General features: G+C 62.4%; 9 protein-coding genes. 2 read left to right on the plus strand and 7 right to left on the minus strand.

Features of this window, described 5'->3' with window-relative positions:
• Positions 1-268 precede the first annotated feature (268 nt).
• Positions 269-2,950, minus strand: coding sequence for a cation-translocating P-type ATPase (locus ACRX4W_RS09535; protein ID WP_432300239.1), 2,682 nt, complete (start codon positions 2,948-2,950; stop codon positions 269-271).
• A gap of 442 nt (positions 2,951-3,392) precedes the next feature.
• Here ACRX4W_RS09535 and pyk point away from each other — a divergent pair, with 442 nt between their 5' ends.
• Positions 3,393-4,853, plus strand: a complete 1,461-nt coding sequence (gene pyk, locus ACRX4W_RS09540; protein WP_117634311.1) for a pyruvate kinase — start codon at positions 3,393-3,395, stop codon at positions 4,851-4,853.
• A 201-nt stretch (positions 4,854-5,054) separates the two neighbouring features.
• Here pyk and ACRX4W_RS09545 read toward each other — a convergent pair whose 3' ends face one another.
• From ACRX4W_RS09545 to pheS, 6 genes are all read right to left on the minus strand, one after another.
• Entirely contained in the window at positions 5,055-5,903 is an 849-nt protein-coding gene (locus ACRX4W_RS09545; protein ID WP_089572707.1) for a hypothetical protein, read from the minus strand.
• A 78-nt stretch (positions 5,904-5,981) separates the two neighbouring features.
• Positions 5,982-6,752 (minus strand): energy-coupling factor ABC transporter ATP-binding protein, encoded by a 771-nt coding sequence (locus ACRX4W_RS09550; RefSeq protein ID WP_229071777.1) that lies wholly within the window; start codon positions 6,750-6,752, stop codon positions 5,982-5,984.
• 44 nt (positions 6,753-6,796) lie between these two features.
• The gene (locus ACRX4W_RS09555) at positions 6,797-7,633 is read right to left on the minus strand and encodes an energy-coupling factor transporter transmembrane component T family protein (RefSeq protein ID WP_117786095.1); all 837 of its coding nucleotides are present in this window, start codon (positions 7,631-7,633) and stop codon (positions 6,797-6,799) included.
• Positions 7,611-8,693 (minus strand): cobalt transporter CbiM, encoded by a 1,083-nt coding sequence (cbiM, locus tag ACRX4W_RS09560; RefSeq protein ID WP_117563716.1) that lies wholly within the window; start codon positions 8,691-8,693, stop codon positions 7,611-7,613. The genes ACRX4W_RS09555 and cbiM overlap by 23 nt, the downstream gene beginning before the upstream one ends.
• A 326-nt stretch (positions 8,694-9,019) precedes the next feature.
• Positions 9,020-11,473, minus strand: coding sequence for a phenylalanine--tRNA ligase subunit beta (gene pheT / locus ACRX4W_RS09565; RefSeq protein ID WP_432300242.1), 2,454 nt, complete (start codon positions 11,471-11,473; stop codon positions 9,020-9,022).
• Between the two features lie 180 nt (positions 11,474-11,653).
• Complete coding sequence (pheS, locus tag ACRX4W_RS09570; RefSeq protein WP_055250566.1) at positions 11,654-12,730, minus strand: phenylalanine--tRNA ligase subunit alpha; 1,077 nt, start codon at positions 12,728-12,730, stop codon at positions 11,654-11,656.
• A 505-nt stretch (positions 12,731-13,235) separates the two neighbouring features.
• Between pheS and ACRX4W_RS09575 the strand changes: the two genes are divergently transcribed.
• Positions 13,236-14,777, plus strand: a complete 1,542-nt coding sequence (locus tag ACRX4W_RS09575) for a carboxypeptidase M32 (RefSeq protein ID WP_117563719.1) — start codon at positions 13,236-13,238, stop codon at positions 14,775-14,777.
• The last annotated feature ends 172 nt before the right edge of the window (positions 14,778-14,949 follow it).

The raw sequence follows: 14,949 nt of genomic DNA on the forward strand, positions 1-14,949 counted from the left end.
CGGTTGTCCCCACCCGCATAGCGGGTGGTTTCTGATGCGGCGCGCTGCGCGCCCCGCACAGGCTAAAGCCTTTAAATCAAAAAGAGCTGGCCGGGCAAAGCCCGACCAGCTCACAAACTTTCCCTCAGCCAATGGTCCCGAGAGGTTATCCGAAGGCCCGCCCGCCGGGAGGGGTTTCTTCCGAGCGATCCCGCAGCGCGAAGCGCGAGGACCAGCGAGGAAGAAACCCCGCAGGCGGTCGGGCCGGTGGGAAGGATGGCCTTTCGACCTACTCCTTCTCGACCGCGCGCATGATCGCCTTGTAGATCTCCATCAGCGGGATGATCAGGAAGGCCAGGCCCAGGGCAGCGACAACGCCCTTGAGCTCAAGCGTCACGGGGCCAAAGAACATCTCGGCAAGCGTCGGCTGCACGGTCACGATCACCGTCAGCACCAGTGCCAGCGCGGCGGAAGCCCACAGCCACTTGTTCTGCTTCTTCATGGTGAACAGCGACGCACGACGGCTGCGCATATTGAAGCAGTGGAAAATCTCGACCATGTTGAGCGTGATGAACGCCATCATCACGCCTTCCTCGTCGGCATTGCCGGCGATCATATCGGCGATGTGGATGTAGCCCATGTCAAAGTACACGCCCACAAAGAAGCTCGCCAGCACCAGCGCGGTGATGATTAGGCCCTGGACCACGCAGTCCAGACCCATATGTCCGGCAAAGACACCGTCCTTGGCGTTGCGCGGCTTGCGCTTCATGATGTCGCCCTCGGCATCCTCCATGCCCAGCGCGAGCGCGGGGAAGCAGTCGGTGACCAGGTTCACCCACAGCAGCTGCACCGGCTGGAAGATGGTAAAGCCGATGAGCGTGGCGATAAACACCGAGAACACCTCGGCAAGGTTGGCCGAAAGCAGGAACTGGATGACCTTGCGGATGTTGTCGTAGATGCGACGACCCTCTTCGCAGGCGCCGATGATGGTAGCGAAGTTGTCATCGGCAAGTACCATGTCGGCGACGTTCTTGGTGACGTCGGTACCGGTGATGCCCATACCAACGCCAATGTCGGCGCGCTTGATGGACGGGGCGTCGTTGACGCCGTCGCCCGTCATGGCCACGATCTGGTCGCGCGACTTCCAGGCCTCGACGATGCGTGTCTTGTGCTCGGGCTGGACGCGGGCGTACACGCCGTAGTCCTCGATGTGCGCGTCGAGTTCCTCGTCGCTCATGCGATCGAGGTCGGCACCGGTGATGGCCTGGCTGCGATCGGCGACGATGCCCAGCTGCTTGGCGATGGCCACGGCGGTGTCGATGTGGTCGCCCGTGATCATGACGGTGCGGATACCGGCGTCGTGCGCCTCGTGGATAGCGTCGGCCACCTCGGGACGGACCGGGTCGATCATGCCGGACAGGCCACAGAAGACCAGGTCATGCTCGAGCGCAGCGGGGCTGCAGTCGTCGGGAACCTCGGTGTAGGTGCGGCTTGCCAGCGCCAGTACGCGCAGGGCCTCGTCGGCCATGGCCTTGTTGGCCGCCACGAGCTCGGCGCGGCGCTCCTCGGTCAGGGGGACGACCTTATCGCCCTCGTAGATATGGGTGCACAGGCCGATCACCACGTCGGGCGCACCCTTGGTGTACTGCTCGTACTCGCCATCCAGGGTCTCGACGACCACGGACATCATCTTGCGGCCCGAGTCAAACGGGGCCTCGCCCACGCGCGGATGCTCGGCAGTCAGGCCAGTGAGGCCCGCCTTGCCGGCGTCGTTGACGAGCGCGCACTCAGTCGGCTCGCCCACGGCCTCGCCCAGCTCCTCGTCCCACTGAGCATCGGAGCACAGCGCCATGCCGGCCAGGAACTTCTCCTTGGGCGCAGCGAGCTCGTGCTTGACGACGGTCATCTTGTTCTGGGTAAGGGTACCGGTCTTGTCGGAGCAGATGGTCTGCGTGCAGCCAAGGGTCTCGACGGCAGAGAGCTTGCGGATAATCGCCTGGCGCTTGGCCATCTTGGTCACGCCGAGCGAAAGGACGATGGTCACGACGGCGACCAGGCCCTCGGGAATGGCGGCGACGGCAAGCGAGACGGCGACCATAAAGGTGTCGAGCAGGGCAGTCGGGTCGGTGAGGACATTGCCCACGCCGTGGCGGAGGATGTCAACGCCAAAGATCACGACGCAGATGACGATCACCATAATGGTAAGGATGCGGCTGAGCTCGGCGAGCTTCACCTGCAACGGCGTGAGCTCCTCCTTGGCCTCGGCCAGGGCGCCGGCGATCTTACCCATCTCGGTGTTCATGCCGGTGCCGACCACGACGGCGCGGCCACGGCCGTATACCACGGTGGAACCCATGTAGCACATGTTCTTGCGGTCGCCGAGCGGCACGTCATCGGTGCCCGCGGCAAGCTCGATCACGTTGGCGTGCTTCTCTACGGGCACGGACTCGCCGGTGAGCGCGGCCTCTTCGATCTTCATCGTGGCGCTCTCGAGCACGCGGCAGTCGGCCGGGACGGAGTCGCCCGCCTCGAGCATGATCACGTCGCCGGGCACGAGCTCGGCGCTCGGCAGGTGCACGAGCTTGCCGTCGCGCAGCACCTTGGACTGCGCCGCACTCATCTCCTGCAGGGCCTCGAGGGCCTCCTCGCTCTTGGCTTCCTGGACCACGCCCAGCACCGAGTTGACGATAACGACGAACATGATGATGGCAACATCGGCAAAGTCGAGCTCGCCCTTGACCATGCCCGTGAGCGCACTGATGACGGCGGCAACGATCAGCATGATGACCATGGGGTCGGCCATCTGCTCAAAGAAACGCTTCCACAGCGGCGTCTTCTCGGCTTCCTCGAGCTTGTTAGGGCCTGTCTTGGCAAGGCGCGAAGACGCCTCGTCGTTGCTCAGGCCGAGGTTCTCATCGACACCTTGGTCGCTGAGCACCTCCGCCGCGGCGGACAGGTATTCCTTTTGCATATAGAGTCCCCTCCTGGGATTCGGGCCACTCAGCAGATTGATGCCCGATCATAATTCCCAGGAGAAGGGCAAGGGCTCATCAAGGCTGCCGTGCTGAGCGGCAGTTGATAGTGGAGCTATGGTACCCCAAAGCGACGCGTCTAGCCAAAACAATCGGTTTGGAAATATGGTCCGCACGCAACGGTGCAGACCGTGTGATGCTCAACATTGGTAAAACGTTTTTTCTTCGGCACATCGCCAAACTGACATATCGCCCAGATAGCAGCGGTTGGAGTGGTTGGTAAAGATTTTCCATATACCGTTTTTCCCGCAAAAAATGAACTTCCATTTCGGCATACGGTCGATTTTTTGGGGTATTCGGTCGGCATTTCGTTATAATCATCTCGGTTTTATTTCTTATGGTTTATCTATCAGCGCAAGACGATGTCAGATGGAGGTCTGAATGTACAAGCGCACTAAGATTGTATGCACCATGGGTCCCGCCTGCGATAGCGACGAGACCATCCGCGAGATGATCAAGGCGGGCATGAACGTCGCCCGTTTTAACTTCTCGCACGGCTCCTACGACGAGCACCACGGTCGCATCGAGCGCGTCCGCCGTATTTCCAAGGAGCTCGGTCTGCCTGTCGGCATCCTGCTCGACACCAAGGGCCCCGAGGTCCGCACCGGCCTTCTGGTCGACGGCAAGAAGGTTGCCGTCAAGACCGGCGATAAGATCGTCGTCACCGCTCAGCCCACGTCCGAGGATTTCCACGGCACCGCTGAGCACATCTCCCTCGACTACCTGGCTCTGCCCTCCGAGGTCGAGAAGGGCTCCCTCATCCTGATCGATGACGGCCTGGTTGCCCTCGAGGTCGAGTCCGTCAGTGGCCAGGACATGACCTGCGTCGTTAAGAACGACGGCCTGATCGGCGAGCGCAAGGGCGTCAACATGCCCAACGTCAACATCTCGCTGCCCGCCATCACCGAGCGCGATCGTCAGGACATCCTCTTTGGCCTGACCGAGAACATCGACTACATCGCCGCTTCCTTCATCCGTGACGGCGAGTCCGTCCGCGGCATCCGCGAGCTTTGCCGCGAGAACGGCGGCGAGCACGTGACGATCTTCCCGAAGATCGAGTGCGCCTTGGGCGTCGAGAACTTCGACGAGATTCTCGAGGCTTCTGACGGCATCATGGTCGCCCGTGGCGACCTGGGCATCGAGATCAAGCCCGAGCTCGTTCCGCACATCCAGAAGGAGATCATCGCCAAGTGCAACGCGGCCTACAAGCCCGTCATCACCGCTACGCAGATGCTCGACTCCATGCAGCAGAACCCGCGCCCGACGCGCGCCGAGGTTGCCGACGTTGCTAACGCCATTTATGACGGCACCGACGCCGTCATGCTGTCCGGCGAGTCCGCTGCCGGTAAGTACCCGGTCGAGGCCGTCAAGATGCAGGCCAGCATTGCTCTCGAGACCGAGAAGTACCTCCCGGCCCACGCTCCGCTCGAGGTTCCGGCCGATGCTCACGGCACCCGCGTCGTCAACAACGTTGTGGGTATGTCCGCTGTGAACATGGCCACCACCGTTGGCGCCAAGTGCATCACCGTGCCGACGACCACCGGTCGTACCGCTCGCCTGATCTCGCACTTCCGTCCCAACATGCCGATCTGCGCGTTCTCCCGCCACGAGTGGGCCGTCCAGCAGATGATCATGTACTGGGGCGTTATCCCGCACCAGGCCGAGATTACCCAGGGCACCGTCAACGGCACGATCGTCAAGGCGATCGAGACCGCTAAGGAGCTCGGCTACGTCGAGGCCGGCGACCTGACCGTCGCCACCGCCGGCGATCCCCGCATGAGCGTCCAGCTCGAGGACAAGGTCTCCTCGACCAACGTCGCTTACGTCGCTCAGGTGCGCTAAATCGCACTTGCAAGCAGATTTGCATTGCAAAGGGCCCGGAAGGCATTGCCTTCCGGGCCCTTTTTAGACCTTCTTCGTATGCCGCATCATCGATTTGTGTTCAGTCGCAAGCCTCTCCGATGCCGAGCGCACCACCGAAGACGCCCTGCGACGGGAGCCGTTGGTCAATTGGAATGAACTGTTCACCGTTAAGCCGGCCGGCTAGCAGCTAGCGATCAGGGGGACTGCGGGAACGTCAGAAGCAGCGACGCGAGCCGCAAATCCCGCCTCGGTCAGCTCGATGACCTCGGTAAACGTTGCATCGAAAAACTCCTCGGTTAGCAGGCGATACGGCGGATGATCGGGCTCGCCGGGGTTTTCGCGTACAATCTCGTGCATGACGCCGATAGTCTTGAGCACATATTCTTTATGGATGGGATACTGCCCAAAACGCGTCGCAGCGGTATAGAGGCGATCGGTCGCACGCGGAATGGAAACGATGCCCAGCGTCTTGCCAAACCAGTCAAAATCGCCCTGCTTTTTAATGCGGAATTCCTCGCACGGCTTGCCGCCGCGTGCTTCCAGATACTGGTTCACACGCGTGTTCCATACCGTGTCGGCCACCAGATGCGACCAGACGCCCAGCGTTAAATCGAGCAGCGACTGCGCCACATCTTCGGACGCAAGCGAGAACTCACAGGCGCCGGGACCGACAACCGGCTCGGCATCCCTGTAGCGCTGAGGATAGTGCACGCGGTTCAGTCGCTCGCGCTCCTCGACAATCGAGGTAGCCTCAGCAGGTTCGCCCGCGGGTGCGCCTTTAAGCAGCGGCGCCACATAGGTATCCCAGAACTCGTGCTCGCGCGGCTTAGGGATAGGCTCGGGCTTTGCAAAGTGCGTAATGCGATACGGAATGGGATCGGCGATGCCAGGGACCATATAGCCCACGAAGATATCCGGAACCACGCAGCCAAACAAAAAGGCATTACGGTCGCGCACGCTATCGGCAAGCACGCTAGCACGTGCCAGCAAGCGCTCCGTTTGAGCGATATGAATGTTCCAACTTGGCATAGCCACCCCCATAAAACCTGGTTAACTATACCATCACGGCAGAGTCGCACAGGCGGCCATACATACCCTACGCAGCAACTATTCCGCAGCACCGCTTTCGGTTCCATACGACGGCACGGGCGCCTCGACCACATGGTGATATCGATCGATATAGATGGCACGGGCCTCCAGGCGGCGCACCAAATCTTGATGGTGCGTACTCATCAAAACCGTCTTACCGGCAGCAACGTAGGCCAGCAAAAAGTTGACTACGATGTCGCACGAGTCCTCATCGAGCCCGTTGGTGGGCTCATCGAGCACTAGGATATCGGGGTTCATCGACACCACCGCAGCCAGCGCAACGCGCTTCTTTTGCCCGCCCGAAAGCTGATAGGGCGAGGCATCGACCAGATCGGCAACCTGGAACAGCTCCATGGCATCGCGGACGCGGCGCTCGAGCTCGTCTGTCGGCAGCCCCATCTGCGCGGGGCCAAAAGCAACTTCCTCGCCCACCGTAGCGCAGAACAGCTGGGCGTCGGCATTCTGGAACACAAAGCCCACGCGCTGATGAAAACGCTGAGCGGCTGCGGAATCCTTGAGATATGCCGCATCGATCACGTGCCCGTCAAACAGGTACGCACCCGCGTCCGCTAGTTCAAGACCGTTGATAAGGCGCATAATCGTCGTCTTACCGCAGCCGTTGGGACCGAGTAGGGCAACGAGTTCACCACGATCGACCTGCAGCGACACACCATCGACAACCGTATGCCCCGCATAGGAGAACAGCACGTCGCGAAACTCGATGAGCGGCACGCTCTTGGCGCCAGTAGCACCGCTCGCGCCCATCACGCCATTCGTATCGTTTGCCAAAACGTCGCCCTTCCCTATCCACATCGACGGCTCGGCCGCCCGCGCTACAGCACCGCGCACAACACGGCGAGCAGCACCACGACGACCGCATAGACCGCATCGCGCCAGCCAAAGCCGCTCCGCGCGGGAGTCGGATACGCACCGGCAAAGCCACGGCAAAGCATAGCCTCGTCCATCGCGCGGCTGCATTCCATCGCCTTGATAAAGGTCATGCCCATGATACCCGCGATCGAATCGGTACGCGAAAAACCCGCAGGCGCACGACCCACACTGCGCAGCATGACCGATTCGGTCAGATCGTGCGCCGTGCGTCCCAGCACCTCGATGTGCTTGAGCGCCATATCAAACGTAAAGATGACCTCGTCGGGCAGCTGTAGCGTCTTGAGCGCCGCCGACATGCGGCTCCAGGTGAGCGTCCACGAAACGCCCAGCACGAACGACACGTTAATGAACGTCTTGAGCGCGATCTTGAGCATGGCGCCCGCGGCAGAAGCGCCCAGCAGCAGGGCAGGCAGTGCCAGAACCACCGCAAGCCCCGTGGCGCCGAGCGCCGGTACAAAGGTCGCACGCAGCCCGCGTACGGGGCGCACGGCAACGAGCACCAGCGCGATGGCCGCCATCAACATGAGGTACAGCGGGCTCTGCGTCAGACACACGCACAGGACGCAAACGAACATCCCCACCAGGCGCACCGGAGCCGAAACGCAAGAAAGGGCGCGGTCGACCATCGACCCGCCCTCGTGCGCGCCTCCACCCAGGCGAACCCGCTCAAGCAGGCTCGCCAGGTGCAGGACATTCTTTTGCATCACACGATGCCGAGCCCCCGCGGGCTCGTAACGCTCCTCGGCCGCAAGCCAACTAGGCAGCTCGGCTATTGCCATGAGCACCGCTTTCCTTGACCGTCAGCGAGACCAGGCGGAATGTGATGGTGAGCACCGCCACGCCAATCACGCCCGAAAGAATATACATCGCAGCCTGGCCGGCAAAGCCAAGGCCCTGCTCCTCGGAATAGGCCTGCAGATAATCGCCCGTGGGCAGGGCGTCGGCAAAGGTCGGGGTGTCGAGGCCGACCGAAGCCTGCAGGCTGTCGTCGCCAGCCTCCTGAACGGCGGTCGCGGCGCCCTCGGCGTCCCACTCACCCCAGGCGTCACCGGTGGCGAGCAAGCCGAGCGGCGTAGCCACGACAAGCACGGCGACCAGAATGAGCGTGGGAATCAGGGAAGTCTTCTTGGCGGTACCATCGGCGGCAAGCTGGCCATCGGCGGCTTCGGGGCCGACGATAATGCTCGGCGCCGTCTTCTTAATGAAGCCGTAGATGGCGGCCGTCGCCACGCCCTCGATCACGCCGGCAACCAGCATATGCGGGATCAACATGGCCGGAATAGCCACGGACAGCGGGAAGGGGCAGTACAGAGGGGCGCCCGAAGCGTTGGTGAAGAGCATCGGCTGAATACCAAACTCGATTGCCGCGCACAGGGCCGCCAGGCACAGGCCGACCCAACCGCTCACGATGGCAGAAACCGAGGTGCCCCAGCTCTTGTCGTGCAGACGGCTGTTGAGCGCACGGAACACGATAGCAGCGACAAACGGCAGCACAAAGGCCATGTTAAAGCAGTTGGCGCCAAACGACAGAACGCCGCCGTCGCCAAACAGCAGCGCCTGCAGCGCCAGAGCGACCGAGACAGCGATAGCCGCGGCCTCGGGGCCCAGCAGCAGCGCGATGAGTGCGCCGCCGACGGCGTGACCAGTGGTACCGCCGGGCAGCGGAACGTTGAACATCATGAGCAAGAAGGAGAATGCGGCGCAGATGCCCAGGAACGCCATATGCTCGCGATCGAGCGTGGCGCGCACCTTTTTGATGCAGTGAACCCATACGGGCACCATCGCCACCGCCATAACGGCATCGGTCTGCGGGGACAGATAATTATCGGGAATATGCATGAGCCCTCTCAATCAGAACGTTGTGTGTTACGTTTCCAACAATCCGTAACACCGACTCTGCATACTAACAAAAAGGCGCACCGCCCACAACGCAGCACGCCCTTGCAATACGTACGTTATTAGCCCAGGTCCACGCACCGCCCAATAAAGGGCCCATGCACTCCCAACTTTCCGGTCACCCGGAAGAAGGTGCGATCCGCTCGCAACAAGGTTAACGCAGGAACCCGCCCCCGAGAGGGGTTTTCTAAGGCAACATCCCGCAGCCGCGAAGTGGCGAGGACGTTGCCGTGAAAACCCCGCAGGGGGCGGGTTCCGAACAGCAAAGATTACGAGCGGACTTCGCCGTTTACGCCCTTGCACACCTTGGTGACGATCTTCTGGTGCGCCTTCTCGACCTCTTCGCTAGTAAGCGTGTGGTCGTCCGAGCGATACGTGAGCGCAAAGGCCATGGACTTCTTGCCCTTGCCGATACGAACCGGATCGCGGTAGACATCGAACAGGCGCACGCCCTCGAGCAGCTTGCCGCCGGCGCTGGTAATACGGCGCTCAAGATCCTCGCAGGTCACGGCATTGTCGACCACAATGGCAAGGTCGTGCTCAACGGCCGGGTACTGCGAGAACTCGCGGTAGTTCTCCTGGTTGCGGGCGCCCTTGATCAGCTTGTCCAGGTCAAGCTCAAAGGCAACGACAACCTCGTCGATGCCGCAGGCCTCGCGCGCCTCGGGGTGGATCTCGCCGACCCAACCCAGCACGGTGCCGCCGGACAGAACCTCGGCCGCACGACCCGGCTGCAAAAAGGCATAGCCCTCGCCCTCGACGGGACGGAAGCGAACCTTCTCGATGCGCAGCTGGGCGAGCAGCTCCTCGACGATACCCTTGCCAAAGAAGAAACGCAGTTTACGGTACTTCATGTTCCAAGACTGCTCGCTCCACTGGCCCGAGAGCACACCCGCGACGGACTTGGTCTCCTTGGGCAGGCTGGCGTTCTCGCGACCGTGGAACAGGCTGCCGAGCTCGTACAGGTGCACGTTGGGCGTACCGTGCGCCTCGTTGTAGGCCACGGACTGCAGCAGGCCCGGCAGCAGCGAACGACGCATCTCGGTCTGCTCGGCCACCAGCGGGTTCATGAGCACCACGGGGCAGCCGCGACCCTCGGTGGGCATGCCGATCTTCTCCAGGTCGCCCGGGGCGGCAAAGCCAAAGGTCGTGGTCTCGTTGAGGCCGCAGGCGCGCAGGATCTCGCCGACCTTGCGGGTGAGCTTCTGCTCGCGGGTCAGGCCGCCGATGTGGTTCTTGGCAGCCGGGATGGTCGCCGTCACACGGCCCATGCCCCATAGGCGCAGGACCTCCTCGATCAGGTCAATCTCGCGCGGCAGGTCGGGACGGAAGCTCGGCGGGGTAACCATAAAGTCCTCGCCGTCGCGCTCGACGGTGCAGCCCAGACGGGTAAGCGAACGCTCGATAAAATCGGGCTCGATGTCGGCACCGCAGATGGCATGCACGCGGGCCAGGCGCAGCTTGATGCTGTCGATGGTCTTGGGCGCGGGGAAAACATCGACATAGCCGGGAGCAACCTCGCCGCCGGCGATCTCCTCGATGAGCGCGCAGGTAACGTTGGCGACATCCACGCAGCCAGTCTCGTCAACCTGGCGCTCAAAGCGAATGGAGGCGTCGGAGATCAGCGACAGATCGCGGCTGGTGTGCGAGGTGCGACCGGCGTTGAAGCAAGCGCTCTCGACCATCACGTCGACGGTGTCGTCCTCGATCTCGGAATCCATGCCGCCCATAACGCCGGCCAACGCCACGGGGCGCTCGCCGTCGGTGATAAGGCCCATGCCGGCGTCGAGCACGCGCTCTTCGCCATCGAGCGTCGTGAATTTCTCATCCTGCTGGGCGGCGCGAACCACCACGCGACGGTGGCCATCGCGCTCGGCAAAGGTGTCCAGGTCAAAGGCGTGCAGCGGCTGACCGGTGAGCATCATCACGTAGTTGGTGATGTCGACGATGTTGTTGTGCGGACGCACGCCCAGGGCGTTAAGGCGCTTGACCATCCAGTCGGGCGACGGGCCGACCTTCACGTTGCGCACGATGCGGGCGACATAGCGGTCGCACAGGCCCTCGTCGGCAATCTCGACGGAAAGCTCGTCGTCGGTCGCGCGGCCAGTCTCCGCCTTGATGGCGGGCAGCTCCACGTGGAAATCGCGGTCGAAAATGGCACCGGTCTCGCGGGCCATGCCGATCATGGACAGGCAATCGGGACGGTTGGGCGTGATCTCGCAGTCGAGCACAGTATCACTCGAGCCCACGTACTCGGCAAACGGCATACCGCAGGGCGTGTCCTCGGGCAGAATCATGATGCCGGAGTGGTCGCCACCCAGGCCGAGCTCGCGCGCAGAGCAGTTCATGCCCATGGACACGACGCCGCGAAGCTTGCTCTTCTTGATCTTGACGTCGCCGGGCAGGACAGCGCCGATCATGGCCGTGACGATGTGGTCGCCGGCCTCGAAGTTCTGCGCGCCGCAGACGATCTGCAGCGGAGCGGGATTGCCGTCGGCATCGAGGTTCTTGTCGCCCACATCGACCGAGCACACATACATGTGGTCGCTATCGGGGTGCGGGGTCTTGGTGAGCACCTTGGCGGTCACCACGTGGTCGAAGGACTCGCCCACGGTGTCGATCGCCTCGACCTCGGTGCCGGTACGGATATATTCGTCCGAAAGGGTCTTGGGATCCTCCGGAATATCGATCATGGTCTTGAGCCAGTCGTAAGAAACGCGCATCTAACTGGTCTCCTTTCATCTGTAACGCCTGCAATAAACAGACGGAAAACTCCAGCTACGGAGACGGGTTTCCGAGGTGCCGCAGATTGCCTTGAAAGAGGAGGGCCGCGTACTTAGGTACGCAACCGACGATTGAAAGGCAAGGTGCGGTGGCTCGGGAAGCCGCCGGGACAGGTCAACTTAAAATTGGTTCAAGAAGCGCATATCGCCCGTCATGAGCGTTCTGAGGTCCGGCAGGTCGTAGCGCAGGGCCGCGACGCGCTCGGCGCCAATGCCAAAGGCGAAGCCGGTGTACTTCTCGGGATCGATGCCGCAGTTGATCAGGACGTTGGGGTCGACCATGCCGCAGCCCAAGATCTCGATCCAGCCGCTGTGCTTGCAGAAGTTGCAGCCCTTGCCGCCGCACACGTGGCAGCTCACGTCCACCTCGCAGCTGGGCTCGGTGAAGGGGAAGAAGTGCGGGCGATAGCGCGTCTTGCGGTCCTCGCCAAACATGCACTTAACAAAGTAGTCGAGCGTGCCCTTAAGGTCGCCAAAGGTAATGCCCTCGTCGACGACCAGACCCTCGATCTGGTTGAACTGCGGAAGGTGGCAGGCATCGGCCGTGTCGGGACGGTAGACGGTGCCCGGGCAAATCATGTAGATGGGCGGCTTTTGCGACTCCATGGTGTGGATCTGCACGCCCGAGGTCTGGGTGCGCAGCAGCACGTCGGACTCGCCGTGGGCGTGGGCCTCGGGGTGCGCGACGCTGCCGGGGTTATTGTCGACCACGTAGAAGGTATCGCGGGCCGAGCGGCTCGGGTGATCCATAGGGGCGTTGAGCGCGGTGAAGTTGTAGTAGGAGGTGTCGACCATGGGACCGGACTCGACGGTGTAGCCGATGCCGCAGAAGATGTCCTCGGCCTCCTCGATGATTTGCTTGATCAGGTGCTGGTGGCCGATCTGCGGACGGATGCCCGGCAGCGTGATGTCGACGGCGTCGTGCTCCAGTGCGCGCTTGAGGGCGGCGGCCTTCATCTCGGTGTTGCGCTCGTCGAGCATGCCCTCAATCAGCTGGCGCATCTCGTTGGCGCGCTTGCCCATCACGGGACGATCCTCGGGGGCGAGCTTGCCCATCATGCGCATCAGGCCGGTGATGCGGCCCTTGCGGCCGAGCAGCTCAACGCGCGCAGCCTCGAGCTTGGCTGCGTCGTCGGCGCCTGCGACGAGCTCCTTGGCCTCTTCCTCGAGTTTGACCAGATCATCAATCAGACTCATGTCTTCCCTTTCGTCTCTCGCGCTCTCCGTTTGCCGAGGCGGCTGCCACCGTCTGGCGTTGTGAAAACGCGGCCCGGTTCGGTAACAAAAAACCGCCCTCGGGCATGTGCATTGCCCAAGGACGGTTGAATTCCGCGGTACCACCTTGTTTGACCCGGCGGATGTCTGGCCCGCCGCGCCCACTCTGTACCCCTTGTCGCGAGGCTCACGGCTTCCCTACTGGGGCTTCGCCGCCGCTGGCCGCGTGCCCGTTGAGGTCGCTGCTCGGGAGTGAACGCTTGGCCCTTGTCACCACAGGAAGGCTCGCAGCCCATGACCTTCCCTCTCTTGCCGGCGACGCGGCGGGCAAAACCCTCTCCGTCAACGCATTGGGCTATAGGATAACACATTCTGCGTGTGCATCGCCGCGTTCCGTTTTGTTCGCACTGGGTACAAGGCAGGTAGCTGTGCAAACTGGCCGCACGCCCACCCGTGGCGCTCGACCTGCGAGATCAAGGATATAGGTATGGGAAAGAAACTCGATAAGAAGGCCAAGGCGGGCAAGAGCATCAAGAAGCTCCGCAAGCTCGAAGGCAAGCTGTGGACTCGCGAGTACCTGCTCAAGATTGCCGAGTTCGATGGAGCGACGATTGCTCCTGCCAACGGCGCAGCAGCGCGTGCCGACGCCATGGGCACGCTTGCCGGCGAGCATCACAAGCTGCTGACCAGCGAGAAGTCCGTTGAGCTCGTACGCTCGTTAGCGCGCGAGACCGTCGCCGGCGGCAAAATCGACGACCCTCAGCTGCTCGACGAGATCCGTGTGCTCGGCCGCGATCAACGTGAGGCCAGTGCCATCCCCACCGAAGAAGCCGAGGCCTGGACCAGGCTCACCTGCGAGGCGGACGCCGTGTGGCACAAGGCCAAGGCAGCCAACGACTGGGCGAGCTTTGAGACCTATGTGGATAGAATCGTCGCCCAACTTAAGCATCAGGCCGAGCTCATGGACCCCAAGCGCGATCCATACGACGTTTGGCTCGACCAGTACGAGCGCGGCCTTTCCGCCAAGAGCTTCGACGCGTTTTGCGACGAGGTCAAGGCCACGGTCGTGCCGCTCGTGCACGCCATCGGCGAGCGCGGCCAGCAGCCGGCTGCCGACTTTTTGCACGCCCACGTGCCCGAGGCTGCCCAGCGCGCCATGAGCTTCGACCTTATGAAGCTTGTCGGCCTGGACCTGGACGACACCGCGCTTGCCTTTACCGAGCATCCGTTTAGCGAGGGCTTTGCCGTGGGCGATGCGCGCATCGCGACGCACATCTACGAGGACGACTGCATCTCCAACGTCTACAGCATCATCCACGAGGCGGGGCACACCATGTACGAGCTGGGCGTCAATCCCGCCTATGCGCGCACGTGCCTGGAGGGCGGCACCTCCATGGGCATCCACGAGAGCCAGAGCCGCTTTTTCGAGAACACCGTGGGTCGCAGCCGCGCCTTTATGGGCCCGCTGCTCGAGGTGCTGCGTCGTCACGCGCCCGAGGTCTACGGCGACGTCGACGAAGACACGCTCTACCGCGCCGTGAACATCGCGCAGCCGTCGTTGATCCGCACCGAGGCCGACGAGCTCACCTATCCGCTGCATATTATGGTGCGCTACCAGATCGAGCGCATGCTGTTTGCCGGCGAGGCTACGGCCAAGGACATCCCCGCGCTTTGGAATCGCTTTATGGACGAGTACCTGGGCATTCCAGTTCCCGACGACACGCACGGCTGCCTGCAGGATACGCATTGGAGCGGCGGTTCGTTTGGCTACTTCCCCACGTATGCGCTGGGTAGCGCCTACGATGCCATGTTTGTGCCGGCCATGTGCCGCGACGGCGTCGACCTTACCGGTGCCTGCGCGAGCGGCGACTTGGCACCCGTCCGCGCGTGGCTGGGCGAGCACATTTGGCAGTGGGGCCGCGCCAAGGACGCGCCGGAACTCATCAAGGGTGCCTGCGGCATGGATTTTGACGCCCGCTACTACTGCAGCTACCTGCAGGACAAGTTCACCACGCTGTACGAGCTGTAAGGATTGACCAGCACGCCATCGCCAACGCCAACCATGTTGACGCCAATGTCTTGGCAACGTCAGCGAAAACGACCCTAAGCGAGCAAGGTGACGTGAAATCAAAACCACCCCTAAAAGGGGTGGTTTGCTCTTAGGGTATAACCCTTGGATTTCCGGCACGCGTCTAAAGGCG

The sequence above is a fragment of the Collinsella aerofaciens genome, assembly GCF_964283865.1.
Classification (GTDB): domain Bacteria; phylum Actinomycetota; class Coriobacteriia; order Coriobacteriales; family Coriobacteriaceae; genus Collinsella.

Bases quoted from the DNA above. Each gene is read 5' to 3' on its own strand.
- ACRX4W_RS09535 (WP_432300239.1), bottom strand. From the start codon at position 2,950: ATGCAAAAGGAATACCTGTCCGCCGCGGCGGAGGTGCTCAGCGACCAA.
- pyk (WP_117634311.1), top strand. From the start codon at position 3,393: ATGTACAAGCGCACTAAGATTGTATGCACCATGGGTCCCGCCTGCGAT.
- ACRX4W_RS09545 (WP_089572707.1), bottom strand. From the start codon at position 5,903: ATGCCAAGTTGGAACATTCATATCGCTCAAACGGAGCGCTTGCTGGCA.
- ACRX4W_RS09555 (WP_117786095.1), bottom strand. From the start codon at position 7,633: ATGGCAATAGCCGAGCTGCCTAGTTGGCTTGCGGCCGAGGAGCGTTAC.
- cbiM (WP_117563716.1), bottom strand. From the start codon at position 8,693: ATGCATATTCCCGATAATTATCTGTCCCCGCAGACCGATGCCGTTATG.
- pheT (WP_432300242.1), bottom strand. From the start codon at position 11,473: ATGCGCGTTTCTTACGACTGGCTCAAGACCATGATCGATATTCCGGAG.
- pheS (WP_055250566.1), bottom strand. From the start codon at position 12,730: ATGAGTCTGATTGATGATCTGGTCAAACTCGAGGAAGAGGCCAAGGAG.
- ACRX4W_RS09575 (WP_117563719.1), top strand. From the start codon at position 13,236: ATGGGAAAGAAACTCGATAAGAAGGCCAAGGCGGGCAAGAGCATCAAG.